The organism is Microbacterium sp. NPDC097977 (assembly GCF_040302605.1).
GTDB lineage: Bacteria > Actinomycetota > Actinomycetes > Actinomycetales > Microbacteriaceae > Microbacterium.
On sequence record NZ_JBEOUR010000007.1, the window covers coordinates 13,077 to 39,661 of the forward strand.

Genomic DNA, 26,585 nt, shown 5'->3' on the forward strand with positions numbered 1-26,585 from the left:
AGCTCGCTCGGAGCCGTGCCGGACGCGCCGCCTGCCCGACGACGGGCGGCCGGGATCAGCGGGTGACCGCCGCCGTGTCGCTCAGGCCGGCGGAGGTGAGCGTGCGCAGCAGCTGCGGCATCCAGTCCGACGGCGTCTCTTCGAGGGTGTCGCTGACGGGACCCTGCTCCTGCGGCAACGCGGCGGGGTCGAGATCGTCGTCGATCAGATAGACGACCTCACCCGGCTTGACGTAGTAGAGGCGCTCGCGCGCCTGGGTGGTGATGTACGCCGGGTCGTTCCAGCGGTCGCGCTCCTTCTGCAGAGCGGTGATCTGATCCTCGGAGACCTGGATGGACTGCTCGAGCGCGGCGATCTTCTGACGCTGATCGATGAACGTCCCCAGCGTCGGCACCAGCACCCATGCTCCCAGCACGACGAGCGAGAGCATGATGACCGAGAACGCGGACAGGCGGATGCCGGAGGCCCACTCCCGCACGTCGACGCTGCGCGCCGTCGTGTCGCGTGCGGCCGACCCGCGCGGCGATCCGGACCGGGTCGCGCGGGGCGCGGAGCTCTTCGCCGCCCCGGCTCGGGACGACCCCGGAGACGCCGAAGGAGGAGCCGGTCGTCGTGCCACGGCTCCTCCTCCGTCGATGCCGCGCAGGCGGCGTGCCTCTGTCTGTGCTGCGTTCAGCCCTGGTAGCGGGGGAACGCCGAACGGCCGGCGAAGACCGCCGCGTCGCCCAGCTCCTCTTCGATGCGCAGAAGCTGATTGTACTTCGCGACGCGCTCGCTGCGAGCAGGCGCACCCGCCTTGATCTGACCCGCGTTCGTGGCGACGACGAGGTCGGCGATCGTGGTGTCCTCGGTCTCACCGGAGCGGTGCGAGAGCATCGCGGTGTAGCCGGAGCGCTGCGCGAGGCTGACCGCGTCGAACGTCTCGGTGAGCGTTCCGATCTGGTTCACCTTGACGAGCAGCGAGTTGGCGACGCCGCGCTTGATGCCGTCGGCGAGACGCGTCGGGTTGGTGACGAACAGGTCGTCGCCGACGAGCTGGACCTGCGAGCCGAGAGCATCGGTGAGCAGCTTCCAGTTGTCCCAGTCGTCTTCGGCCAGAGCATCCTCGATCGTCACGATCGGGAAGTCTGCGACGAGGCCCCGGTAGTACTCGATCAGCTCGGGGCCGCTCCAGTCCTTGTTGTCGAGACGGTAGACGCCGTCCGAGAAGAACTCGGTGGCGGCGACGTCGAGGCCCAGCGCGATGTCGGTGCCCGGCGTGAAGCCGGCCTTCTCGATCGCCTTGACGAGGAAGTCGAGACCCTCGCGGTTGCTGGGCAGGTCGGGGGCGAAGCCGCCCTCGTCGCCGAGTCCGGTCGCGTAGCCGGCGGCCTTCAGCTCGCCGCGCAGCACGTGGTAGGTCTCGACGCCCCAGCGGAGCGCCTCGGAGTAGGTCTCGGCGCCGATCGGCGCGAGGAAGAACTCCTGCATGTCGATGCCGTTGTCGGCATGCTCGCCGCCGTTGATGACGTTGAACAGCGGGACGGGCAGGACGTGCGCGTTGGGTCCGCCGAGGTAGCGGAACAGCGGCAGGTCGGCCGAGTCGGCCGCGGCCTTGGCGACGGCCAGGCTGACGCCGAGGATCGCGTTCGCGCCGGTGCGCTGCTTGTTCTCGGTGCCGTCGGTGTCGATCAGGATCTCGTCGACGATGCGCTGCTCGCTCGCCTCGACACCCTCGAGGGCCGGGCCCAGCTCGTCGATGATGGCATCGACGGCCTTGAGGACGCCCTTCCCGCCGTACCGGCTCTTGTCGCCGTCACGCAGTTCGTACGCCTCGAATGCGCCGGTGGATGCCCCCGACGGGACGGCCGCGCGCTGGACGACACCGTCATCCAGAAGCACCTCCACCTCGACGGTCGGGTTCCCGCGCGAGTCGAGAATCTCGCGTGCGCCTACAGCCTCGATCAGTGCCACTGATGTGCTCCTTGCTCAGAGAAAACGTTGTGTGGAGCGTCGTCGATCCTCGGCCAGTCTAGCCCGCCGCCGCGTCGGCGCCGGGGTCCGAGTCGGAGGGCGACACCACGACGGCGAGCGCGAAGCCGTCCCATCCCTTGACCCCGACGGTCTGCAGGGCGGTGGCGTCGAAGCGGGGGTCCTCTCCCAGCATCCGCAGTCCGTCCCTGGTGCCGATCACCTTCGGATCGGTCGTGTCGTCACGGATGATCTCGCCCTCGCGCCCGATGTTGTCGAGGATCACGACGGTGCCGGGATGCCCGAGGCGCGCCGCCCAGTCGAGGTAGACGGTGTTCGACTCCTTGTCGGCGTCGATGAAGACGAGATCGAATCCGCCGACGAGAGTCGGGAGCACATCCGCGCCGCGCCCGATCCGGATGTCGACCCGGTCGCCGACGCCGGCCGCGTCGAGACTCCCCCGCGCGACGGCCGCATTGCCGGCCTCTGCTTCGATCGTCACGACACGGCCCTCCGCGCCGACCGCGCGTGCCAGCCAGATCGTCGAGTACCCGCCGAGGGTGCCGATCTCGAGCACCCGCCGCGCCCCGCTGATCCGCGCGATCAGGTGGAGCAGCTTGCCCGAGACGGGTGCCACCTCGATCTCGGGCAGTCCGGCCGCGCGCTGCGCCGCCAGAGCCGCCTCGAGATGCGGATCATCCCCGACGAGCAGATCGGCGAGATAGGAGTCGGTCTTCGACCAGGCATCGGCGGTGGCGTCCATCCCCTCAGCAAACCCTCGCGGCGCACGAGGCGTCAAGGGGTGGACGAGTGCTGCGGCTCCCCTGACGCGCGCGGGGCGGAGAGCAGGCGTCCCGGCGCATCCGCCAACTCCGGCTGCTGGCGGAACTGCCCGGTGACGGCGAGGACCCCGATGATGACGGCGGCCACGATCCACCCCGCGACGCCCAGCGGCCCCGCGAGGGCGAGATCGGGCTGCGATGCGGCGACGAGAAGCACGAGCCCGGCCGCCGCGTTGAGCGATCCGTGCGCCAGGACGGCGGGCCAGATCGACGCGGAGCGCAGGCGCAGCCATCCGAACAGGATTCCCCAGGCGACGCAACCGCCGACCATGAAGAGGACGCCCGTGACATCGGTGCGGCCGAAGTTGTAGCCGAGCAGGATGATCGGGCTGTGCCACAGTCCCCAGATCGCCCCGCTGAGGAGCAGCGTGGGCCAGGTGCCGAGCGGGCGCAGCGCCGGCACGAGCCACCCCCGCCAGCCCAGCTCTTCGCCGAAAGCCAGCACGCTGTTGATCAGCGCGGCGAAAGGGATCATCACGATCTGCGAGATCACGAGCAGGCCGATGGGAGGCATCGGGGTGCCCTCGGGAAGAGCTCCGGCGATGGTGGCCGAGAACGCGGCGAACGTCAGGTCGAGGCGGACGAATCCGAGCGCGGCAGCGACGAGGACGCCGAGCGCGACGAGCAACGGGGGCGCGAGCCACCCCAGCACCATCAGCCAGATCACGCGCTTCGCCGGACGCAGCGGCCACATCCCGAGGAATCGCAGCCTCTCGCCGCGCGCGGGGACGCGCATCGTCACGGTCACCACGAGCGCGGCGATCGCGGGGGTGAACATCATCACGGGCAGGATGATGCCGGCGAGCGGCTCGGCGAGTCCGTCGCCCGACCACAGCGGCAGGGCGACGAGCCAGGCGAGGCCGCAGGCGAGGGCGGTGAACACGGCGATGGCGGTGACACGGAGGCGGGTCATGAGTGGTCTCCTCTGATCGGGACGGACGCGGACGATGTCATCGGGGGTCGGCGGAGGCAGCGAGGACGGATGCCGCCGTGGCCGCGTCGTCGACCGTGACGACGAACACGCGGCCGTTCGTGCGGGCGACTTCGAGAGCGTCCCCCGTGCGGAGCACCACTCCGCGGCGCCCGTCCATGCCGAAGCGGTACCCCCATCCCCCGAACTCGGCGAACGGGTCGACCCGCACGGCGCGAACGCTCGCGATCTCCGCAGACGGGATGTCGATCCGCGGCCACCCCATGACGGAACGCACTCGGAGCCCCGCGGCGCTCGCACGGACACGGAAGGTGAGGCTCGTCGACACGAGGACCGCGACGATCAGCGCGACCGCGGCGACGATCCACGCCGCGACGACGTCCTGAGCGAACAGGAGCACGCTCATCGCGATCATGAGGAAGACGGCGGTGCCGAGAACGACCTGGCCGACTCTCGCGACCGTCACCGTCTTCATCCACACCGCGCGCTCGTGATCGGCCAGCGGCAGCGGGGTCGCCGCGTCGCCCGAGGACTCGGGCGACCGCGACACCGCCGGCTGCAGGAACCAGCCGGCCACGGCGAGCCCGATCATCACGACGAGGAGAACCGGGATCCACGGGGTGATGTCGGCGGCATCCGCGGCGTCGGCGAGACCGCGCTGCGCAGCGGTGGTGACGATGGCGAGCACCGCCATCAGGCCCGCCGTGCCGAGGCTCATCGCACCGAGCAGCCGCGCGGTCGCGGACCACTGCGGCTGCGCGATCGGTGCCGCAGCACCCTGCTGGGGGAGCCGGTGGGAGAGCAGTGCGATGAGCGCGAACAGCAGCACCGTCCCACCGCCGAGCCCGATCAGCAGGGCGAGAGGGGTCCAGCTCGGTCCGTAGCCGTCGACCCCGTCGAGTCCCCAGTGGGTCGCCGCCGGATCGGGGACATCGGGCAGCCAGGAGAGCACGACGATGCTCGCGAGCGCGATCAGGGCGAGCGGTAGGACCACCCCCACCCACCAGAAGGCGGTGCGGGCTCTGCGGATCTCAGGGGTCATGCGTCGGTCTCCTTGATGAGGGCGGCCAGGGTTGCGGGAGAGACACCGAGCGCGGCGGCACGAGTGACGAGAGCGGTGATGTCCTGTGAGAGGTCGGCGAGCGGCGCTGCGGATGCCGAGACCACCGCTCCCCTGCCGCGGCGCAGGTCGATCAGACCTTCGTCTCTGAGCTGCTGGTACGCACGGAGCACCGTGTGCAGGTTGATCTCGAGCGCCTCAGCCAGCTCGCGCGCTGCCGGCAGCCGGTCGCCGGGGCCGAGTCGTCCGGTCAGGACATCGGCTCGGACGGACGCCGCGACCTGATCGAAGAGCGGCCGAGAGCTGTCGGCATCGATTCGGATCAGCATCGGCGCCTCAATTTCTATTAGTTATAGGAGAACTATAACAACTTTCCTCGCGTCGAGCCACGTTCGATCAGGGTCGGAGCCAGAAGCACCGTCTCGTGCGAGACCTCCGTGCCCGAGACCAGGGCGAGGACGCGCTCCAGGGCCGCGCGCCCGCTCTCCTCGAACGGCTGGCGCACGGTGGTCAGGTCGAGCCCCGCGGCGAGCTCCCCGTCGTCGTATCCGACCACGGCGAGGGGCGCGACCGGAGGCGAGGAGCGGAGCTCGGCGAGCACCGCCGCCGCATACTGATCATGGTTGGCGACGATCGCGGTCGCGCCCCGGCGGGCGGCTTCCCGCGGGACGTCGACGCCGACCGCACCCGGCCCGTCGAGCGCGATAGACACGACCTCGACGTGGTCCACGAGCCCTTCGACACGCAGCATCCCGGCCGACACGTACGAGGGCGAGCGCTGCGGCTCGTGGACGAAGAGCACCCGTCGGTGACCGAGATGCGCCAGGTGCCGGCCGATCTGGGCGCCGCCGTCACGGTCGTCGACGAGGATCACCGGTCCCCCGGCATCCGCGCGCGAGGGCACGACGTCGACGTAGACGACCGGGATGCGGGCCGCACGGCTCGCGCGGCGTGCGGCCCCGCCCAGCGGCACCCCCATCACGACGAGGCCCGCGACGTCGGCGCGGGTGGGCAGCACATCCAGCAGCGGCTCCTCGGCGGCGGCCGCGGAATCCAGGTCGTAGGGGATGATGTCGACGGCGGCGTCCCTGGCGCGGCGCAGCATGCCGGAGAGCCTGCGCAGGTACGACGGGTAGGTCGTGAAAGGCGCGGCCACCGCGATCCGCGCCGCGCCCACACGCCGCCCCTCGGTCATGCGATAGCCCAGCTCGGTGGCCGCGGCGACGATGCGCTCCCTGGTCTCCTGCCGCACCCGGTGCGGTGCGCTGACCGCGAGCGAGACGGTGGAGATGCTCACTCCCGCGCGCTCCGCGACGTCGTAGATGGTCACTCTGCCCGGTCGCGCTCGCATGTCCGATTCCCCGCTTCATCGAAGTTCTTCGATTGCTCAGACTAGTGCGCAGCCGTCGAAGAAGAGGCGAAGGAGATGCAGATGCCCAGACCGAGGAGTCGCCGATTCCGCCGCCCGTCGCTCGACAGCGCGGTGGCGACGTACGAGAGCCGGGTCGCACCGCTGCTCTCTCCCGAGCCGAAGGACCCCGCCGGCCGCCGACGAGTGGCGAGCGAGAACGACACGCGCGTGAGCGCCGCACTGGGCATCGTCCCCCTCGACACCGCGACGCGCGACGAGCTCGTGCCGGTCGACGGGCACCCCGACGTGCGGGTGCGCGTGTACTGGCCGGACTCCGACCCGACCGCCCGCGGTGCCGACCTGCCGATCCTCGTCTACTTCTACGGCGGCGGATTCACGATCGCCGGGATCGACTGGGTGAGCTGGGACGCCCGATTCCGACAGCGCGCACACGACGCGGGGATCGTGCTCGTCGCGGTCGACTACGCCCACGCCCCCGAGCAGCGCTATCCGACCCAGCCCGAGCAGTGCTGGTCGGCGTTCGAGTGGGTGCGCGCGCACGCGACCGAGCTCGGCGGCTCGCCCTGGCGGATCGCGGTCGGGGGCGCCTCGTCGGGTGGCGACCTCGCCGCGGCCGTGACGCTGATGAACCGTGACAGGGAGAACCATCCGATCGCCCTGCAGATCCTGGAGAACCCGGCGCTGGATCTGACCATCGGGCACGCCGACATGGACGGGATCGCCGCCTCGATGCCCGGCGTGATCGTCCGCACGGCGGGGCGACAGCTGGTGCGGCAGTACCTCGGCGACGATGCGGACACCGCGCGCCTCCCCTACGCCTCTCCGCTCCTCGCGGCCTCCCACGCGGACCTCCCTCCGGCCCTCATCCTCACCTCGGAGCTCGATCCGCTGCGCGGCGACGGCGAGGCGTACGCCCGTGCGCTGTCGGATGCGGGGGTCGCGGTCACCGCTGTGCGTTTCATCGGCCAGACGCACGGATCGCTGGGATGCACCGGTCTCGTCCCCGCAGCGGATGCCGCGCACCGTCTGCTGATCTCCGAACTGCGCACCCTGCACTCGGTGGATGCGCGACGCGAGGAGAGCGCACGATGATCGATCTCGGCGACGACCTCCCCCCGCTCGACGAGCCGGTGCTCGCCTGGCTGCGCCGCACCCTCGAGCTCACGGCCGCACTGCCCGACGCGGGTCCCGCCGGCTCCCCCGCCCGCCGTCGCGCGGCCAGAGAGGTCAGCGACATCCTCGCGGTCGAGTTCACCGATCCCGCCCCCGACGGCGTGCGGGTCGACGACCTGATGGTCGCGGGCGCAGACGGTCCGCTGCGCGCGCGACGCTTCCGGTCGACCGCAGCCGCCGGCCCGCAGCCGACGATGCTGTGGCTGCACGGCGGCGGATGGACCGAAGGCACGATCGACGAGGTGCTCAACGAGCGGATATGCGCCGACCGCGCGCTCCGCTCCGGCGTGCAGCTCATCTCGCTCGATTACCGGCTCGCTCCCGAGCATCCGTTCCCCGCTCCTGTCCTGGATGCGGTCGCCGCGCTGGCCGATCTGCGTGCCCATGCCGAGGAGTGGGGCATCGACCCCCACCGTCTCGGCATCGGAGGGAACTCGGCGGGAGCCACGATCGCCGCCTCCGCCGCACTGCGGGAACGCGACGAGGGGAGGCCGCTGCGCCATCAGGCGCTCGAGGTGCCCCCGACCGCTCTGCGACCGCTGGGAGAGTCGATGGGCCGATACCGCCGCGCGTCGGGGATGGAGGACGCGGAGGGGATCGTCGAGATCTACCGCGCCGGGGCTCCCCTCGCGGAGGCCTCGCCCCTGGACGCCGCGGACCATCGGCACCTCGCTCCCGCCCTGATCCTCGCGGCGGAGCACGACCCGCTGCGCGACGGCGCCATCGCCTACACGCGCACGCTGCAGGCCGCCGGCGTGCCCGTGGTGCTGCGCATCGGGGCGGGCCACGTGCACGGATCCTCCGGGCTCACCGCCCGCTGGCACGGCGCGCGCGTGTGGCGCGACGTGTTCGCCCATGAGGTGGCGTGCGCATACGGCGCCGCCGTGGCGCCCCCGGACGGCGCGTCTCCGCGGTCCCTCACCGAGACCCTCTCCACGATCGAGACACGCACCCCGACACCGACGCTGACACCGACCCCGACCCCGACCCCGACCCCGACCTGGAGACGATGATGTCCGCCCACGCAGTCGAGCCCGTGCTCCCCTCCTCCTCGTCCGCACCTCCACTCGCGTCGGACGCGATCCCCGGCGAGCGCCAGAGTCGCTGGTTCTGGGTCGCGTTCGTCCTCGCCTGGTTCGGCTCGGGCATCGCCCAGGGTGTGGCGAGCGTCGCGATCCCGCAGCTCCTCAAGGAGTGGAACCCCGATCAGGCCACCGGCGATCTCAGCATCGTCCTCACTCTCGGAGGCGCCGCCGTCCTCGTCACGACACCGATCTTCGGCCGGGTCAGCGACCGGTCGATGTCCCGCCTCGGCATCCGTCGTCCCTGGATCCTCTCCGGAGCCGTCATCGCGCTGATCGGCTACGGGATCCAGGCGACCGCGCCGTCGCTGCTGCTGCTCGGCACCGGCACGGTGCTCGTCCTGGTGGGCTGGGGAGCCATCTCGATGACGGTCCACACACTGTTCGCCGATCAGATCAGACGCAGCATCCGCGCGATCATGTCGGCGGTGACGGGCGCCGCCACCGCGCTGGGGATCCTCGGCGGGGTCTCGCTCTCGGGCGTCGTCGCGGCGATAGGGCAGGCGGGGATGTTCCTGATCCCCGGCGGGCTGTCGGCGCTCCTCGCGCTCCTGCTGTTCTTCGCGCTCAAGGACATCCGGCGCACCGCGCCCGCCGCCCCTCTGGACTGGCACGGGGTGCTCGCCACGTTCTGGCTGAGCCCGCGGCGGTACCCCGACTTCGCGTGGGCGTGGATGTGCCGGTTCTTCATGACGGCGTCGATCGTGTCGGTCACCAGCTACCTCTATCTGACGATCTCCGGTCGCTTCGCGATCGACGACCCCGCGGCGATCGCCGCCGTGCAGACGCAGGCCACCGCGGCCTTCACACTCATGAACCTCGTGATGGCGTTCGTCTTCGGGGTGATCTCGGATCGCACGAAACGCCGCAAGCCGTCGGTCGTGATCGGCTCCCTGTCCAGCGCCGCGGGTCTCGTGCTCGCCGTGTCGTTCGGCGACATCGTATGGTTCCTGGTGGGCATCGCGATCGTCGGTGCGGGCCAGGGCGCCTACATCGCCGCCGACGTCGCTCTCATGACCGAGTGCCTGCCCTCGATCGAGGACGCGGGCAAGGATCTCGGCATCGTGGCGCTCGCGTACCTGCTTCCCGGTATCCTCGTGCCCGTGTTCGGTTACTTCGCGACCCGCATCGGCTCTCCCACCGGCGAGAACTTCGCCGCCCTCTACATGGGCGCGGTGGCCATGGCGCTGATCGCGGCGTTCTCCGTCACGCGGGTGAAGGGCGTGCGATGAGCGGCTCCCCGCGGCTGACCCTCACCGCTCGGCGCGAGCACCGGCGCCTGAGCAGGGTCGACGGGATGCCGCCTGTGACGCATCCGACGGTGCGCCGCACTTCGGGCATCCCGGTCGAGGCGGCCGACGGCGTCTCCCTGCTCACCGACCACTGGCACGCCGAGGGCGCGGGCGGCCACACCGTGCTGATCCGCACACCGTACGGGCGCGACGGGATCGCCGGTGTCGCGCGGTTCCTCGCCGAACGCGGACACCACGTCGTGGTGCAGAGCTGCCGGGGCACGTTCGGCTCGGGAGGCGCCTTCGACCCGCTGCACCACGAGGTCGCCGACGGCCAGTCCGCGATGCGCTGGCTGCGCCGACAGCACTGGGCCACGGGCCGCGTGTACTCCTGGGGCGGGAGCTATTTCGGGGTGACGCAGTGGGCGTACTGCGACGGCGACGAGCGACCGGACGCGATGGGGATCGCGATCTCGGCCCGCCGGTTCGATGACGCGATCCTCTATCCCGGCGGTGGATTCTCGATCGACACCCCGCTCACCTGGGCGTACGCGCTCGACATCCAGGAGAGGTCGCTGCCCGCCCGCCTGCGGGCGCTGCTGCTCGCGGCGCCCGCGCTCGATCGCGGCGCACGAGCGGTGCCTCCGACCGAGGCCGTGCGGGTGGCGCGCGGCGCGGACCCCGGCTTCTTCCGCGACTGGGTCGCGCACAGCGATGCCGGAGACCCGTGGTGGCATCCGCTGCACTTCGCCTCGGACATCGAGAGCATCCCGCCCGTGACGCTGATGGCCGGCTGGCAGGACCTTTTCCTCGTCGGCCAGCTCGCCGACCACGCGGCACTGCAGGATGCCGGACGCGCGGTGCGTCTGATCGTCGGGGACTGGGTGCACGGGGCGACCGAGATCACCGACATCGGCGTGCGAGAGGTTCTGGAGGGGTTCGCCGACGCGCGGCCGAGCGGCGTGCGCGTCGAGGTCACGGGCGGTGCCGGGTGGCGCGACCTCGACAGCTGGCCGCCGCCCTCCTCTCCCCTGACGCTGGATCCGACCGCCGCGAACAGGCTGGCTCCGAGCCGGGATTCCGCGACCGCATCCGCTCTCTCGTACCGTTACGACCCCGCCGATCCCACTCCGGCGGCGGGCGGGCGGACCCTGAATCCGTTCCGTGCCGGACGACGCGATCAGCGCGCCCGTGAACGCCGCGACGACGTGCTCGTGTTCACGGGCGATGCCCTCCGCGCCGATCTGGTCGTGATGGGCGCACCCGGGTTCGAGATGTCGTTCACGTCGACGAACCCTCGGGCCGACGTCTTCGTGCGGCTGTGCGAGGTCGACGCCAGAGGCACCTCGCGCACGATCACCGACGGGTATCGACGGCTGCAGCCCGAGGCGAGCGCCGACGGACCCCGCAGGGTGCGCCTCGATCTGGCGCCGATCGCCCACCGCTTCGCCGCGGGATCGCGCCTGCGCCTGCAGGTGTCATCCGGTGCGCATCCGGTGCACCTGCGCAACCCGGGGACGGACGACCCGGTGCGCGATCACTCCCGGCTGGTCCCCAGCACCCAGACGGTGCAGGTCGGCGGATCGACACCCGCCAGGCTCACGCTCCCCGTGGTCGATGGACCAGGACATCCGTCGTTCACCGGCACGTGACACGATGACGGGATGCCCCTCGCCCGCCGCCTGACGCTCGGCGACGCCACCGCCCTCGGACTCGGTTCGATGATCGGCGCCGGCGTCTTCTCGGTCTGGGCTCCGGCGGTCGGAGTCGCCGGCAGCGGCCTGCTCATCGCGCTCGTGATCGCGGCGATCGTGGCCTATTGCAACGCCACCGCGTCGTCGCAGCTCGCCGCCGTGCATCCGGTGGCCGGAGGAACCTACGCGTACGCGCGTGCCGAGATCGGCCCGTGGTGGGGCTTCGTCGCCGGATGGAGCTTCGTGATCGGCAAGATCGCGAGCTGTGCGGCGATGGCCATGACGTTCGCCGCATACGCCGCACCCGACGGCTGGCGGGTTCCGGTCGCCGTGGCCGCGGTGGTCGCGCTCGCGGTCGTCAACTGCCTCGGTGTGACGCGCACGGCTCTCGTCACCCGCATCCTCGTGGTGTGCTCGCTGCTGGGACTGGCCGTCGTCGTCGCGGTCGGGCTCGGAACGGCATCCGCGGCATCCCCCGTTCCGCTGCCCGATGCCACGGCATACGGGGTGCTGCAGGGTGCGGGTCTGCTGTTCTTCGCCTTCGCCGGGTACGCGAGGATCGCCACCCTGGGCGAGGAGGTCGTCGATCCCGCGCGCACGATTCCCCGGGCGATCCTGCTCGCTCTCGGCGGCGCCGTCATCGTCTACCTGCTGGTCGCGGTCACGGTGCTCCTCACCCTCGGCGGCGGGGCGGCGGTGAGCACGGCACCGCTCGCCGACGTCCTCTCCTCCACGGGGTGGGCCGCGCTCACCCCGATCGTCCGGATCACGGCGTCGGCCGCCTCGCTGGGGGCGCTGCTCGCACTCCTCACCGGGATCGGGCGTACGACGCTGGCCATGGCACGGGAGAAGGACCTGCCCTCGTTCTTCGCGAAGGTCGACGAACGCCGGCAGGTGCCCCGACGAGCCGAGATCCTGATCGCCGTCATCGTGGTCGCGATCGTGCTCGTCGCCGATCTCCGCGACGCGATCGGGTTCTCCTCCTTCGGCGTCCTGCTGTACTACCTGATCGCGAACGCCGCGGCCTTCCGTCAGCAGGGCTCCGCGCGCCGTCATCCCCGCGCGCTGCAGGTCGTCGGGGCGCTCGGCTGCCTGCTGCTGGTGAACTCGCTGCCGGTGCTGGCCTCGATCGTCGGGACGGCTGTGGTGCTGATCGGGGTGCTCGCCAGGATGATCCGGCTGCGGCTGACGCGCTGATCAGGAGAGCGGGGGGTGCGTGGGAGGGGCGCGGGGTGTGAGGGGCGCGGGGTGGGAGGGCGCGGAGTGTGAGGCGGCCGAGGCCTGCGGTTCAGCCCACGGTTCGACGACGCGAACGGAGCGCGGCCTCCGCGGCATCGCACGCGGTCGGGAGGAGCGCCTCGGCCGTGCGCCGGTAGCCCAGCGGGCTCGGATGGAAGCGATCCATGCTGAACATCGCGTCCGGATCGTCGAAGAACATCGGACCGACGGCACGACGGAGATCGACCGGACGTGCGCCCGCGGCGAGCGCCGTCTCGCTCTGCGCCTCCGCGAGCCTGCGCGACATGCTGGACACCAGACGGCGCAACGGCTGCGGAACCGGACGCAGCGCACCGAGATCTGGACAGGTCCCGACGACCACCTCGGCGCCGCGCCGACGCAGACGCAGGATCGCGTCGCGCAGGTGCTGCGTCGAGACCGTGACCGGGATCCGGTGCGTGACGTCGTTGCCGCCCACCACGATCACGGCGACGTGCGGTGCGTAGTCCTCCGGCAGGTCGGCGAGCTGGGCAGCCAGGTCGGGCGACTCCGAGCCGACGACCGCGGCCGTGCGCAGGTGCACGGGCCATCCGATCCGTCGAGCCATGCCCTTGGCGAGGCGCCCGCCGAGCGTCTGTTTGCGGCGCTCGGCTCCGAGTCCCGCCGCGAGCGAGTCGCCGAGCACGAGCAGTTCGATCGGCTCGCCGCCGAGTGAGGGACGCCAGACACGGTCGGCATCGATCGACCGTTCGCCGAGCGGCTTGCCGATGCGGCGGCGCGCGATGGCCGCCTGACGGGCGAGCACGACTCGGATGCCGGCGGCCGCCCCCACGGCCGCGACGCCGACCACGACCACGAGATGATGTCCTCTCATGCGCCGATTCGACCCGACCGGCGTGAACACCGCGTGAACGGCATCCGATGTCCGATCCCGGCGTACCGCCTGCAGGACCGCGGCGCGCCTGCAGGACCGATCACCCCCCTCAGCCCCGACATCCGTGCCGCGGCCCTGCATTCGGAACCCGGAACGAGTCCGGGCCCCGATGTCCCGATCTCAGGAGAGGGGCTTGAGCTCCAGCGCCACCGTGCCGGCCGACACCGTGGCGAACTCCGTGTACCCGTCGGCGGCCGAGCGCTCGAGCAGCGCCTTGACGTTCTTCGTCCGTCGCTCCAGGCGCACTCGCGCTCCGGACGCGACGAGCCCCGCCTTGTGCGAGACGAGCTCGGCCACCGGCACGTCGGCGTCATGGATGAGCACGACCGCACGATCACCCGCGTCTCCGCCGACGGTCACCAGATCGACCAGGCGCTCGAAGCCCAGCGAGAAGCCGACGGCGGCGACCTGCTGCCCGAGGAACCGCCCGATCATGCCGTCGTATCGACCGCCGCCGCCCAGCGAGTACGGCACCGAGGGGTGGGCGAGCTCGAAGATGGTGCCCGTGTAGTAGCCCATGCCGCGCACGAGGAACGGATCGAAGACGAGCGGGATGTCGTCGGCACCGCGCCCGGCCGCGACCGCCTCGCCGATCCCGACGAGGTGGCCGACGATCTCGTCCGGTGAGCCGTCGGGCAGCGCCTTGCGGATCTGCCGTTCGCCGAACGGGTTGTACTCCATGGTCTGCGGCCGGCGCAGGAACTCCTCGAACGCGTCGACCGCCGACGCGGCCGCGCCCCGCTCCCGCAGCTCGGCCGCGACGCCGTCGGGTCCGATCTTGTCGAGCTTGTCGATCGTGATGAGGACGCCGGGTCGCTCCTCGGCGGTGAACCCGAAGCTGTCGAGCATCCAGTCCAGCGCCCGACGGTCGTTGATGCGCACGGTCGCGCCCTCCAGCCCGAGCGCGTCGACCGCGTCGAGCGAGGCCACCATCAGCTCGGACTCGGCCCGGGCGGACTCATCGCCGATGATGTCGATGTCGCACTGCACGAACTGGCGGTAGCGGCCCTTCTGGGGGCGCTCCGCGCGCCACACCGGGCCGATCTGGATGGAACGGAAGACACCGGGCAGCTGCCCTCGGTTGCTCGCGTAGAAGCGCGCGAGCGGCACGGTGAGGTCGTAGCGGAGTCCGAGGTCGGCGAGTGCGCCCTGGTCGTCGGCCGCCTCCCTGATCGCCTCGGCGTCGAGCCCGCGGCGCAGCACGTTGAACGCGAGCTTCTCGTTGTCGCCGCCGATCCCGGCGTGCAGTCGCGAGTACTCCTCGAGCGCCGGCGTCTCGATCTCGTCGAAGCCGTGCGACCGGTAGCGGTCGCGGATGACGGAGAGGACGCGCTGACGGCGGGCCTTGTCGGCGGGGAGGATGTCGCGCATGCCGCGCGGCGGGTTCACAGTAGCCACGCCTCCATCTTCCCAGGTCGCCGGGGTGGCCCGTGGCGTCACGGGCGCGATTCGGCCTCGCGGACCTCATCCTCCACACGCCGGAGCCGCTCGCGCAGGGCGCGCTCGGCATCCCACCCCTCCGCCCGGGCGACCGCGACGAGCGCGAGCAGGGCGTCACCCAGCTCGGCCTCCGTCGTCGGCACGGCTCCCGCCGGCGCTGCGCCCGCCGGCGCTGCGCCCGCTTCCGCCGCCGCTGCGACACCTGCGCCCGCGACGTCCACTCCGACCCCCGCCGCCCTGCCTGCCACCTTCTGGGCGAGGGCGAGAGCCGGCATCCCCCGCGGGATGCCGTCGAGCACGCTGCGTCTCGTGCGTTTCTCGGCCGCCTTCGCGGCATTCCAGTGCACGAGCACCTCCTCGGGCGTGGTCGCCGTCTCACCCGCGAAGACGTGCGGATGCCGCCGCACCATCTTCTCGGTCAGGGTCGCGGCGACATCGTCGATGTCGAAGGGGTCGGTCGGGTCCTGCGCGGCGATCGCCGCGTGGAACAGCACCTGCCAGAGCAGATCGCCGAGCTCCTCACGCAGGTCGTCCTTCGTGCCGCTCTCGACGGCGTCGATGACCTCGTGCGACTCCTCGATCAGATACGGGACCAGGTCGCGGTGGGTGATCCGCTGCGACCATACGCAGTGCTCACGCACCTCGCGCATGGTGTCCGCCGCCGCCCTCAGCGGATCCGGATCCTCGTGCTGGGTCGATGCGCGTTCTGTGGACACGGTCACTCCTCGCCTCTGTGCGATGGTCGTCGGTACGAGCGGGCGCGCAGCGACACGATGGCCCCCGACAGCACCAGGGCGAGCAGCGAGCCGACGAGCACGCCGAGGATCGCCTGGTCGCGGACGCCCGCGTCGCTCGTGAAGGCGAGATTGGCGAGCAGCAGCGAGACCGTGAACCCGATGCCGCCCAGGGCTCCGGCCGCCAGGATGTCGCCGAAGGGCAGAGCGGGAGCGGTGCCCCGGGGGCGGATGCGCATCGCGACCCAGCCGAACAGCGTGATGCCGACGATCTTGCCGACGGGAAGGGCAACCACGATGCCCCAGAACGCCGGCGACAGCTCGGAGAGTGCGACGTCGGGGATGACCACGAACGCGGCGACGAAGGCGAAGACCGGCAGGATCACCCCGTTGACCGTGGGTTCGAGGGCATGCCTGGTGCGGGCGGCGGGCACCGGCGACATCACGAGGCCCAGCAGCACGCCCGCGATGGTGGCATGGATGCCGGATGCGGCGACGAGTCCCCACGTCACGACTCCGACCACGACCATCGCGACGGCGATCGCCGTGTGCCCCGTGGCGTGCAGCGCGCGGCTGAGGAGCCAGAACGCCGCCACCGCGATCACGGCGAGGACGAGCAGCGGCCACTGGACGTCGTGCGCGAAGAGCACGGCGATGAAGATGATGCCGATGATGTCGTCGAGGATCGCCAGCGCCAGCAGGAACACCCGCACGGTCGAGGGCAGACCCCGGCCGAACATCGCGAGCACGCCGAGGGCGAAGGCGATGTCGGTCGCGGTGGGGATCGGCCATCCGGTCGCGGTCGCCGAGCCGCCGGCGATGAGCAGGTACACGGCGATCGGCACCAGCACCCCGCCCGCGGCGGCGATCGCCGGCTGCATGGCCTTGCGCGGCGAGTCGAGCTCTCCGTGCGTCAGCTCGTGACGCAGCTCGATGGCGACCACGAGGAAGAACACCGCGAGGAGCCCGTCGGACACCCAGTGCTCGATCGAGAGGTCCAGCGCGGTCCCCGGCACCGCGATGCGGAGATCCAGCACCGCGGCGAGCGCGTCGTGTGCGGGCAGGTTCGCGAGCAGCAGTCCGAGGCCCGCGGCGAGCAGCAGCAGCACGGCGGGAAACTGCTGTCCACGAAGGGGGTTCACGGAGATGCGCATGTCCCCTCCATGGTAGTTCGCCCGGTCTCGCGGACGCCTTGCGAACGCGTCACGGACACCTTGCGAACGCGTCGCGCCGTCATGAGTTCCGAGCGGGCCCGCCACCCGGGCTACTCTCGAAGCGTGACCCCCGAACACAGCTTCCCCGAGCCCACCGACACCTCGGCCATCCGCATCATCGGCCGCTTCGAAGCCGGCCGTGGCATCCCCGACGCGATGCGCTCCGACGTCAGGATGCTCGGCGGCCTCCTCGGCCAGGTACTGCGCGAGGCCGGCGGCGACGACCTCTTCGAGGACGTCGAACGTCTGCGACTCGCGACGATCCAGGCGTACGACGAGGAGACCTCCGACGCGTTCGATCGCGCCGCCGCGATCGCCGAGTCGTTCACGATCTCCCGCGCCGACGAGGTCGCCAGGGCGTTCACGTGCTACTTCCACCTCGTGAACCTCGCCGAGGAGCACCAGCGTGTGCGCGTCCTGCGCGAGCGGGCCGGCCAGCCCGGTCGTGAGGATGCCGCCGACACCGTCGCGTCCGCGTATGCGCGCCTGAAGACCGAGGTGGGCGACGACGAGGCGCGTCGACGCCTCGAGGGTCTGCGCTTCCACCCGGTGTTCACCGCCCACCCGACCGAGGCGCGGCGCCGGGCCGTGTCGTCGAGCATCCGCCGCCTGTCGGAGCTGCTGACGCAGCACGATGCCGCCAGCGACGACGGTGCGGAGCAGCGCCGCGCCCACCGACGCATGCTCGAGGAGATCGACACGCTGTGGCGCACCGCGCCGCTTCGTGCCGAGAAGCCGTCGCCGACCGACGAGGTCCGCACGGTCATGGGCGTCTTCGACGAGACGCTGTTCACGACGGTTCCCCACGTGTACCGGCGCATCGACGATGCGCTGCGCGGAGACGACTCCGGCGCCAGCGCCCCGATCGTGCCCGCGTTCGTCCGGATCGGCTCCTGGGTCGGCGGCGATCGCGACGGCAACCCGTTCGTCACCGCGTCGGTGACGCGCGAGGCGTCGCAGATCGCCTCGGACCACGTGCTCCGCGGTCTCGAGCGTGCGCTCGAGCGCATCGGCCGCACTCTCACCCTCGACGCCGAGGACACCCCGCCGAGTGCGGCCGTCTCGTCGCTGTGGGACGCGTTCGCCGACGCCGAGCCGCGCGTGGCGTCGGAGCTCGGAGCCCGCTCCCCCGGCGAGCCGCACCGCCGGGTGCTGCTCGCTCTCGCGCACCGGGTCTCCGCGACCCGACGGGGCGAGGAGTCCCGGTACGGCCGCCCCGAGGAGCTGCTGGCCGACCTGCGGGCGGTCCAGTCGTCGCTGGCGGATGCCGGAGCGAAGCGCCATGCCTTCGGCGGCGTGCAGCATCTGATCTGGCAGGTGGAGACCTACGGGTTCCATCTCACCGAGCTCGAGGTGCGTCAGCACTCCCAGGTGCACGCGAAGGCTCTCGCCGAGCTCGAGGGCGGCGAGGCGATCAGCGCGCAGACCGAGGAGGTGCTCGAGGTCTTCCGGGCGATCGCCGACATCCAGCGCGACCGCGGTCTTCGTGCCGCCGGCCGCTATGTCGTGTCGTTCACGCAGGCGGCCTCCGACCTCGCGAACGTGCACCGTCTCGCGCGGCACGCCCTCGGCGACGCCGCCCCCGTGCTCGATGTGGTGCCGCTGTTCGAGACCTTCGCCGACCTGCAGGCAGCGCCCGGCATCCTCGCCGAGGCCGTGACGTTCCCGGAGTTCCGGGCACGGATGGCCGACACCGGCAATCGTCTCGAGGTCATGCTCGGGTACTCCGACTCCTCGAAGGACGTCGGCCCGGTCGCCGCCAACCTCGCGCTCTACGAGGCACAGGCGAAGATCGCGCTGTGGGCGCAGGAGTCCGGCATCGAGCTGACCCTGTTCCACGGCCGTGGCGGTGCCCTCGGACGCGGCGGCGGACCCGCGAATTCCGCGATCCTCGCCCAGCCGCCGCACTCGGTCGACGGACGCTTCAAGCTCACGGAGCAGGGCGAGGTCATCTTCGCCCGCTACGGCGAGCCGGCGATCGCGATGCGCCACATCGACCAGGTCGCCGCGGCGACCCTGCTCGCCTCCTCGCCGTCGGTCGAGCAGCGCACGAGCGACGCCGCGGCGCGGTTCGCGGACATCGCCGCGGTCATGGATCGTTCCTCCCGTGAGCGGTTCTTCTCCCTCGTGAAGGCCGAGGGCTTCGCGCCCTGGTTCGCGACGGTCACCCCGATGGAGGAGATCGGCCTGCTCGCGCTGGGGTCGCGCCCCGCTCGTCGCGGCCTCTCGGTCGAGTCGCTCGAAGACCTGCGCGCCATCCCCTGGGTGTTCGCGTGGACGCAGGCGCGCATCAACCTCGCCGGCTGGTTCGGACTCGGCACCGCCCTCGCCGCCGTCGGCGATGAGGCCCGTCTCACCGAGGCCTACCGCGACTGGCCGCTGCTGCACACGATGATCGACAACGTGGCCATGAGCCTCGCGAAGACCGACGAGCGGATCGCCCGTCAGTATCTCGCGCTCGGCGACCGCGACGACCTCGCCCAGCTCGTGCTCGACGAGATGACGCTGACCCGCGAGTGGGTCGTCCGGCTCACCGGTGGCGTCGGACTCCTCGAGAACAAGCCGATCCTGCAGCGCGCCGTGCAGCTGCGCACGCCGTACGTCGACGCCCTGTCGCTCCTGCAGCTGCGGGCTCTGCGGGCGCTGCGCGACCCCGACGCCGCGTCGGGCTCGGGAGCGGACGACGAGCAGAAGCGACTCCTCCTCCTCTCCGTCAGCGGCGTCGCGGCCGGACTCCAGAACACCGGGTGATCCATCCGTCGCACCGTCGACCACGGGTGCGCACGCGTGGTCGACGGTGCTCCTCGGCGTGCCCGCTAGAGTGAAAACGGCCCCCGATCCGGCGAACCTCCCGGCCCGACGCCCCTCTCACGCGACACGATCGCACGTACGTCCTCCCCCGTCAGAAAGACCTTTCGCGTGACCTCTTCGTCTTCCCCTGCCTTCCACCCGCTCGCCGATTCCGTGCAGCCCGTCTTCGACACCGTGCTCGCCCGCAGTCCGCACGAGCCCGAGTTCCAGCAGGCCGTGCACGAGGTGCTCGGCTCGATCGCCCCGGTGCTGGCGACCCACCCCGAGTACATCGACGGCGGCATCCTCGAGCGACTGGTCGAGCCGGAGCGTCAGATCCTGTTCCGGGTGCCGTGGGTCGACGACGCCGGCCGCCTGCGGGTCAACCGCGGCTACCGCATCCAGTTCTCCTCGGTGCTCGGCCCGTACAAGGGCGGACTGCGATTTCACCCGTCCGTGAACCTGTCGATCATCAAGTTCCTCGGGTTCGAGCAGATCTTCAAGAACGCGCTGACCGGTCAGGGCATCGGCGGCGGCAAGGGCGGATCGGACTTCGACCCGCACGGCCGCTCGGACGCGGAGATCATGCGCTTCTGCCAGTCGTTCATGAACGAGCTCTACCGCCACCTCGGCGAGCACACCGACGTGCCGGCGGGCGACATCGGCGTGGGCGGACGCGAGATCGGCTACCTGTTCGGCCAGTACCGCAAGATCACCAACCGTCACGAGTCGGGGATGTTCACCGGCAAGGGCACGGGCTGGGGCGGCGCCGAGGTGCGCACCGAGGCCACCGGCTACGGCGCGGTGTTCTTCGCGCAGGAGATGCTGGGGGTGCACGGCGACTCCCTCGACGGCAAGCGCGTCGGCGTCTCCGGGTCGGGCAACGTCGCGATCTACGCGATCCAGAAGGCGGCGCAGCTGGGAGCCGTGCCGGTGACGGCATCCGACTCCTCCGGCTACGTCGTCGACGACGCGGGCATCGACGTCGACCTGCTCCGCCAGATCAAGGAGGTCGAACGCGCGCGCATCGTGGAGTACGCCGCCCGGCGCCCTGGTGCCCGGTTCGTCGAGGGCGGCAGCGTGTGGGAGGTGCCGGTCGACATCGCGGTGCCCTCGGCGACGCAGAACGAGCTCGATCTCGACCACGCCCGCGCACTGATCGGCAACGGCGTGCGCGCGGTCTCCGAGGGCGCGAACATGCCGTGCCTGCCCGCGGCGATCGACGCCTTCCAGAGCGCCGGGGTGCTCTTCGCTCCCGGCAAGGCCGCGAACGCGGGCGGTGTGGCGACCTCGGCGCTCGAGATGAGCCAGAACGCCTCCCGGCAGCGCTGGAGCTTCGACGCCAGCGAGAACAAGCTGCGCGAGATCATGTCCGACATCCACGCCGCCGCGTTCGATGCCGCCGAACGTCACGACGTCCCCGGCGACTACGTGGCCGGTGCCAACATCGCCGGCTTCGAGCGCGTCGCCGGGGCGATGCTCGCGCAGGGCGTCATCTGATCCCGCGCCGGTCCTCCTCCGACACGCGTCGGAGGAGGACCGGACTCAGCGCTCGTCGACGGGCACTCAGCGCTCGTCGACAGGCACCTTCACGACCTTGTTGTACCCGGTGACCGCCTGGTTCTCATCGAACGCGACGACCTTCCTGCGGAAGCCGCGCGTGATCACGAGCAGGTAGATGAACCCGAGGGCGGTCCAGATCAGTCCGCCGATCAGGGCGTCCTGATGCAGATTGACCCACAGCAGACCGGTGAGCAGCATGCCGATCGCGGGCATCACGATGTAGTTGACGATGTCGGCCGGGGTCTTGCGACGACCCTTGCGGATCGCGAACCACGCGATCACCGAGATGTTCACGAACGTGAAGGCGATCAGGGCGCCGTAGTTGATCCAGGCGGCGATCAGCTCGAGCGTGAAGGGGATCGCCAGAAGCGAGATCGCCCCCACCAGCACGATGTTGAAGGTCGGCGTGTGCGTGCGGGGGTTGATGTAGCCGAACGCCCGCTGTGGCAGCACGTTGTTGCGTCCCATGACCAGCAGCATGCGCGACACCGAGGCGTGCGAGGCGAGCCCCGAGGCGAGGGTCGCGCAGAAGCCGGCGGCCGTCAGCACCGCCATCAGCACGTTGCCGCCCACCAGCTGCCCGATGATCGGCAGCGTCGAGTCCTCGACGAACTGCATGTCGCCACCGGGTGCGAACTCGTTCCAGTCCGGGAAGCGCAGCTGCGAGACGTACGAGGCGACGAGGAAGATGCCGCCGCCGATGATCACCGTCAGCAGGATCGCCTTGGGCATGATCTTCGGGTCTTTCGCCTCCTCGGCGTACATCGTCACCGCGTCGAACCCGATGAAGGAGAAGCAGACGATGGTGGCGCCCATCAGCACCGCTCCCATGGTCACGTCGTCGTGCAGGAACGCGCCGACCGAGAGGATCGTGGCCGCTCCCTCGCCCCGCATCAGCTGCGCGACGACGAGGACGACGAAGACGATCATCACGATGATCGAGAAGACCAGCAGGATCATGTTCAGGTTCGAGGTGCCGCGCATGGTCATGTAGATGATGCTGGTGACGAGGATGCAGTACAGCACGACCCAGATCCAGGCGGGGACGTCGGGGAACATCGCCTCGAGGTAGCTCTTGATGATGAGACAGTTCACCATCGGCAGCAGCACGTAGTCGATCAGAGAGGTCCAGCCGACCATGAACCCGAGGTTCGGGTGGATCGATTCGCGCACGTACGTGTACGCCGACCCGGCGCTCGGGATCGCGCTGGCGATCTTGCCGTAGCTGATGGCCGTGAACACCATCACGACGAGAGCGACCAGGTACGCCGCCGGGACGACGTTCTGGGTGTCGCGTGCCACCATGCCGAACGTGTCGAACACGACGGTGGGCGTCATGTACCCCAGCCCGAGTCCGACGATGGCCCACAGGCCGAGATTGCGTCGGAGTGCTCCCCCGCCCTGCGCGAGCGGCTTGGTCTTCGCGGCCATGTGTACTCCTTCAGGGACGGCGCAGAGGCCGGACTTCGGGTCGTCCGACGTTGAGCATCAGTATGGACCCGGGAGTTTCCTCAGCGGAAGAGGAGATCTGATTCGAAATACGCATTTAACATGACGATTGTGCGCGATATTCGAAGACGCTCGGCGGTCACCATCCCTCGCTGAGCACACGGTCGAGCATGGCGACGGCATGGTCTGCGCTCTCCGCGGTCAGGCACAGCGGAGGCTTGATCTTCAGCACGTTCGACCGCTCGGAGGTCGTCAGGACGATCACGCCGAGTTCGCGCATCCGCTCGCAGATCGCTGCCGCCTCGGCGGCGGCCGGCTCGAGGGTCTCCCGGTCGCGCACGAGCTCGACGCCGAGATACAGGCCGATGCCGTGCACGGGTCCGACCAGCGGATGCCGGTGCGCCAGCCCCCGCAGCGCCTCGGCGAGCCGGGAGCCGACCTCGTGCGCGTTGCGCTGGAGGTCGTCCTCCACCATCGCATCGAGCACGGCGAGGCCGACCCGGCAGCTCAGCGTGCTGCCACCGCCGGATGAGAAGAACTGTCCCTGGTCGCTCAGCGCATCGGCGATCCGCTTCGACGTGATCACACCGCCGATCGGGAACCCGTTACCCATCGGCTTCGCGATCGTCACGATGTCGGGGACGACGCCGGACTGCTCGAAACCCCAGAAACTGGTGCCCATGCGCCCGAAGCCCACCTGCACCTCGTCGGCGATGCAGAGCCCGCCGCGGTCGCGGATCAGGTCGTAGGCCCCGCGCAGGTACCCGTCCGGCAGCACGACGCCGCCGGCGTTGCCCAGCACGGACTCGCAGAGGAATGCCGCGGGGTCCCGGCCCTCGGCGGAGAGGCGGTCGAGATCTGCGGCGAGATCCGCGAGGTAGCGATCGGCGGTGTCCTCGCCGCGGTACGTCCCGCGGAAGCGATTCGGCACGTCCGCGACGTGAACCCAGTCCGGTCGGGTCGACAGCGCGTCCGGGTTGTCGTAGGCGCTGGTCGTCACGGCATCGGTCGCCATCGTCCAGCCGTGATAGGCCTCGCGCAGCGCGACGACCGTACGGCGCCCGGACGCCGCCTGCGCGAGCCGGATGCCGAGGTCCACCGCCTCCGACCCGCTGTTCACCAGCAGCACGGTGTCGAGGCCGCTTCCCTCCGGCATCAGCGCGAGGAGGCGCTCGCTGTACTCGGCGAGATCGCGGAACAGGAATCGGGAGTTCGTCGCGAGCCGCCGCAGCTGGCGAGCGGCCGCATCGGCGACCGCGGGATGGCCGTGACCGAGACCCGCGACGTTGTTCACCATGTCGATGTGGCTGCGACCGGTGGTGTCGACGAGGTGGTGACGCCACCCCCGCTCGATCTGCGGGGGCCGCTCGTAGTAGCGCTCCTGCGCCTCGGCGAAGATGCGCTCGCGTCGCCGCAGCTCATCGCCGGCCTCATCGCGCTGCGCGTGCGAGGGCAGTCCGAGCAGCGGGGCGGGGTCGGCGGTGAACCGGCGCCACGCCGCGACACGCTCCGGAGCGACCCGTCGTGCCGCCGCGGGGTCGGACGGCTGCGGCGGAGCATCCCTCCGCCGCACGCCCACGGTGATCACCCTGTTCTCGAACGAGGCGGCGAGCCGACCGATGCTCTCCCCGGCCTCGACCCCGCCCGTGCGCGACGACTCGAGGTGAGCGCCGCGGAGCTCGATCTCCCAGTCCTCGTCCACGGCGAGGAAGACGGCCTCGTCGGACGTACGCAGGTCGCCGGAGATCGGGGCCAGCAGCCGCACCGAGGGCCCGGGGGCGACGTGCAGCTCGGTCTCGGTCGGCCAGGTCGCCGCGGCATCCGCGCTGTCCACCGCCGTGCGCGTGAGCCGGTACACCCCGTAGGGCATCACCGCGACGCGCACACCGCGCGCATGGGCGTCGTCGATCAGCTGCGCCTCCGCGTCAGGAGCCTGCCAGCGGCCCGCCGCGAGCTCGTCGGACTCGACCCCGGGGTCGACCACGACCACCCGGCCGTCGATGTCGGGAAGCAGCATCGACAGCTCGGGAGCCGGGTGCGCGGGCAGATCGGGACCGGGGGCTCCGAACCCCACCGCGTCCCGCACGATCTCCGTCGCCTCGACGAGGGGAACAGAGGTCGCCGCGTCGAAGATCGCCTGCTCCCCCGCGACGCGCTCGCGCGCATAGTCGTTGTCGCCGTCGATCTCGAGCTGTCTCCATCCGCTGGCGACGAGCAGCGCGGACCGCAGCACGACGAGCGGCCAGAGCGCGAGGGCCTCATCGCCGCTGAGCGGGGCATCGGCGTGGAAGGCGGTGATCGTCTCGAGCGTACGCAGCGGTCGCTCGGGCTCGTGGTGCAGCATCGAGGAGACGCACACCGCCAGTTCGGCCACCCGCCATCCGAGACCGAGGTCGCCCAGATCGAGTACGACGTGCGGATGCAGGCGCGAGTCGTCGCCGCGGCGCCCGGTGACGTTGTCGTCGGTGAGGTCGCCGTGGATCGGCTGCACCGGCAGGCGAGCAGAGACGTGCTCCAGGGCCGCCGTCGCCTCCTCGGCCGCCGTGACCACCGCGGTGCGGAGCGCGGCATCCGAGATCGACGGCGCGAGCCGTCGCACCTGCTCCGCGGCGACGCGCATGTCCCACATCTGCGCGCGGTCGAGGCCGGGATGGTCCAGGGCGGCGAGCGCGGTGACGGATGCCGCCGCGAGCGTGCCGAACTCGGCGAGCACGACAGGCGCGAGATATCCCGCGTCGACGAGCGCCTCTCCGTCGGCGAACTCGCTCCGCCGCACCGCGAAGCCGCGCCAGCGCTGAGTGAGCGCGCCGTCGAGGCCCGGGAGCACGGCGGGGACGGCGACGCCGGCCGCCCGATAGGCGTCGAGCGCCGCGTGCTGGGCGTCACGCGTCTCATCGCCGAACACGGGGTTGTCCACGCGCAGCACACTGCGTGCACCGTCGGGTTCGACGAGGACGAAGTTGCGGTCCTGGTTGCTGCCGAGCTCGGTGGCCGCGGCGGCGATGCCATAGCACTCCCGGGCGATCAGCGCCGCGTCGGCCGCGGTGACATCGGGTCGGACGAGCCCCGTCTCCTCGCTCACCCGAGGCCCGCCGCACGTCCGTCGCCATCGAGGCGCACGTCGCCGGCATGTCGCACGTCGCGGTCGAGGCGCGCGTCGTCGTCGAGGCGCACGTCGCCGGCATGGCGCGCCAGCGAGCTGCCGTAGCGCTCGGTCAGCTGCACCATGAGGTCGGGGGTGTCCCGGTCGACGCCGAACACGTGCCCGGGGAAGTCGAGCTCGGGCTGGGCGGCCGAGATCGCCTCGTCCTGGTCGGGCGAGAGCAGCTGTACCGGATCGCCGACGGCGACCCACCCGATCGGCACGACGGTTCCGGCGGGCAGCACCGCGCGCCGATGCACGATCGCGTTCACCCGCACCTCGCAGCGGTCGCCGACGAGGGCGCCGTTGAAGATGCGGGCTCCGGATGCGAAGAAGACCTGCTCGCCGACCGTCGCGCCCGCGATGCTCGCCAGGGTGCCGATCAGCGTGTGGGGTCCGATGTGCACGGCGTTCGCGGCGGTGGCGCGGATCAGCGCGTTCTCCATCACGATGACGTGCGCCCCGATGGTGATCGGACCGCCCTCGGCGGTGATCACGGCGCCGTGCAGCACCTGGCATCCCGGGCCGATCGTGACGTCGCCGGAGATCACGGCGGTGGGAGCGATGACGGCGGAGTCATGGATCCGGGGCCGAGCCCCGAGGTGCTCGTACAACATGACGCCAGCGTAGTGCGACGGCGTGCACCGCGAGAAGGCCGCGGCAGGAGGTGCCCGGGATCGCTGCTGCTACGCTGACGCCCATGCAATGCCGGTGACTCGATCCTCCCCCTGCCGTCGGGCCGCATCCACGCGCGCCCCGGCACCA

The 26,585-nt window shown here is 71.1% G+C and carries 21 protein-coding genes; 7 read left to right on the forward strand and 14 right to left on the reverse strand.

The features are described from left to right. Positions 1-55: 55 nt before the first annotated feature. From ABTZ43_RS03140 to ABTZ43_RS03170, 7 genes are read right to left on the reverse strand one after another with little or no spacing between them, the layout of a single operon-like run. Positions 56-619 (reverse strand): FtsB family cell division protein, encoded by a 564-nt coding sequence (locus ABTZ43_RS03140; RefSeq protein WP_314097496.1) that lies wholly within the window; start codon positions 617-619, stop codon positions 56-58. A 53-nt stretch (positions 620-672) separates the two neighbouring features. Beyond that, a complete protein-coding gene (eno, locus tag ABTZ43_RS03145) occupies positions 673-1,953 on the reverse strand; it encodes a phosphopyruvate hydratase (RefSeq protein WP_045255593.1) in 1,281 nt (426 codons plus the stop codon). A 58-nt stretch (positions 1,954-2,011) separates the two neighbouring features. Next, complete coding sequence (locus tag ABTZ43_RS03150; protein ID WP_056415974.1) at positions 2,012-2,713, reverse strand: O-methyltransferase; 702 nt, start codon at positions 2,711-2,713, stop codon at positions 2,012-2,014. Between the two features lie 32 nt (positions 2,714-2,745). Beyond that, positions 2,746-3,705 carry a CPBP family intramembrane glutamic endopeptidase gene (locus ABTZ43_RS03155; protein ID WP_350537787.1) on the reverse strand — a complete coding sequence of 320 codons (960 nt, stop codon included), beginning with the start codon at positions 3,703-3,705 and terminating at the stop codon, positions 2,746-2,748. 37 nt (positions 3,706-3,742) lie between these two features. Further along, entirely contained in the window at positions 3,743-4,765 is a 1,023-nt protein-coding gene (locus ABTZ43_RS03160) for a hypothetical protein (RefSeq protein ID WP_350537788.1), read from the reverse strand. After that, complete coding sequence (locus ABTZ43_RS03165; RefSeq protein ID WP_056415962.1) at positions 4,762-5,112, reverse strand: GntR family transcriptional regulator; 351 nt, start codon at positions 5,110-5,112, stop codon at positions 4,762-4,764. The genes ABTZ43_RS03160 and ABTZ43_RS03165 overlap by 4 nt, the downstream gene beginning before the upstream one ends. Positions 5,113-5,144: 32 nt before the next feature. Further along, positions 5,145-6,134 (reverse strand): LacI family DNA-binding transcriptional regulator, encoded by a 990-nt coding sequence (locus tag ABTZ43_RS03170; RefSeq protein WP_350537789.1) that lies wholly within the window; start codon positions 6,132-6,134, stop codon positions 5,145-5,147. Between the two features lie 81 nt (positions 6,135-6,215). Here ABTZ43_RS03170 and ABTZ43_RS03175 point away from each other — a divergent pair, with 81 nt between their 5' ends. Genes ABTZ43_RS03175 through ABTZ43_RS03195 form a run of 5 tightly spaced genes read left to right on the forward strand, consistent with a single transcriptional unit; the run spans position 6,216 to position 12,533 of the window. Next, a complete protein-coding gene (locus tag ABTZ43_RS03175) occupies positions 6,216-7,247 on the forward strand; it encodes an alpha/beta hydrolase (protein ID WP_350537790.1) in 1,032 nt (343 codons plus the stop codon). Next, complete coding sequence (locus ABTZ43_RS03180; protein WP_350537791.1) at positions 7,244-8,341, forward strand: alpha/beta hydrolase; 1,098 nt, start codon at positions 7,244-7,246, stop codon at positions 8,339-8,341. Before ABTZ43_RS03175 ends, ABTZ43_RS03180 begins: the two co-directional genes overlap by 4 nt. Further along, a complete protein-coding gene (locus tag ABTZ43_RS03185) occupies positions 8,341-9,642 on the forward strand; it encodes an MFS transporter (RefSeq protein ID WP_350537792.1) in 1,302 nt (433 codons plus the stop codon). Before ABTZ43_RS03180 ends, ABTZ43_RS03185 begins: the two co-directional genes overlap by 1 nt. Continuing rightward, positions 9,639-11,294: a CocE/NonD family hydrolase gene (locus tag ABTZ43_RS03190; protein WP_350537793.1), complete on the forward strand. Its 1,656-nt coding sequence runs from the start codon at positions 9,639-9,641 to the stop codon at positions 11,292-11,294. The genes ABTZ43_RS03185 and ABTZ43_RS03190 overlap by 4 nt, the downstream gene beginning before the upstream one ends. Positions 11,295-11,306: 12 nt before the next feature. Next, complete coding sequence (locus tag ABTZ43_RS03195) at positions 11,307-12,533, forward strand: APC family permease (RefSeq protein WP_350537794.1); 1,227 nt, start codon at positions 11,307-11,309, stop codon at positions 12,531-12,533. A 91-nt stretch (positions 12,534-12,624) separates the two neighbouring features. On the opposite strand, the gene ABTZ43_RS03200 is transcribed toward ABTZ43_RS03195, so the two are convergent. The 4 genes from ABTZ43_RS03200 to nhaA all read right to left on the reverse strand — a co-directional run bounded on the left by ABTZ43_RS03200 (position 12,625) and on the right by nhaA (position 16,816). After that, on the reverse strand, positions 12,625-13,428 hold the full coding sequence (locus tag ABTZ43_RS03200; RefSeq protein ID WP_350537795.1) for an SGNH/GDSL hydrolase family protein: 804 nt from the start codon (positions 13,426-13,428) through the stop codon (positions 12,625-12,627). Positions 13,429-13,608: 180 nt separating this feature from the next. Beyond that, positions 13,609-14,859, reverse strand: coding sequence for a histidine--tRNA ligase (locus tag ABTZ43_RS03205; RefSeq protein WP_350537824.1), 1,251 nt, complete (start codon positions 14,857-14,859; stop codon positions 13,609-13,611). Between the two features lie 65 nt (positions 14,860-14,924). After that, positions 14,925-15,578 carry a nucleoside triphosphate pyrophosphohydrolase gene (locus tag ABTZ43_RS03210; RefSeq protein ID WP_350537825.1) on the reverse strand — a complete coding sequence of 218 codons (654 nt, stop codon included), beginning with the start codon at positions 15,576-15,578 and terminating at the stop codon, positions 14,925-14,927. A gap of 68 nt (positions 15,579-15,646) precedes the next feature. Beyond that, complete coding sequence (nhaA, locus tag ABTZ43_RS03215) at positions 15,647-16,816, reverse strand: Na+/H+ antiporter NhaA (protein ID WP_350537796.1); 1,170 nt, start codon at positions 16,814-16,816, stop codon at positions 15,647-15,649. Between the two features lie 123 nt (positions 16,817-16,939). On the opposite strand from nhaA, the gene ABTZ43_RS03220 reads away from it, so the two are divergent. Then, a complete protein-coding gene (locus tag ABTZ43_RS03220; protein ID WP_350537797.1) occupies positions 16,940-19,627 on the forward strand; it encodes a phosphoenolpyruvate carboxylase in 2,688 nt (895 codons plus the stop codon). Between the two features lie 168 nt (positions 19,628-19,795). Next, a complete protein-coding gene (gdhA, locus tag ABTZ43_RS03225; RefSeq protein ID WP_056415932.1) occupies positions 19,796-21,166 on the forward strand; it encodes an NADP-specific glutamate dehydrogenase in 1,371 nt (456 codons plus the stop codon). Between the two features lie 66 nt (positions 21,167-21,232). Here the strand turns inward: gdhA and ABTZ43_RS03230 are convergent, their stop codons facing one another. From ABTZ43_RS03230 to ABTZ43_RS03240, 3 genes are all read right to left on the reverse strand, one after another. After that, a complete protein-coding gene (locus ABTZ43_RS03230; protein WP_253385742.1) occupies positions 21,233-22,660 on the reverse strand; it encodes an APC family permease in 1,428 nt (475 codons plus the stop codon). A 157-nt stretch (positions 22,661-22,817) separates the two neighbouring features. Further along, positions 22,818-25,760 carry an aminotransferase gene (locus ABTZ43_RS03235; protein ID WP_350537798.1) on the reverse strand — a complete coding sequence of 981 codons (2,943 nt, stop codon included), beginning with the start codon at positions 25,758-25,760 and terminating at the stop codon, positions 22,818-22,820. Beyond that, positions 25,757-26,437 carry a gamma carbonic anhydrase family protein gene (locus tag ABTZ43_RS03240; RefSeq protein WP_350537799.1) on the reverse strand — a complete coding sequence of 227 codons (681 nt, stop codon included), beginning with the start codon at positions 26,435-26,437 and terminating at the stop codon, positions 25,757-25,759. The genes ABTZ43_RS03235 and ABTZ43_RS03240 overlap by 4 nt, the downstream gene beginning before the upstream one ends. Positions 26,438-26,585: the final 148 nt, after the last annotated feature.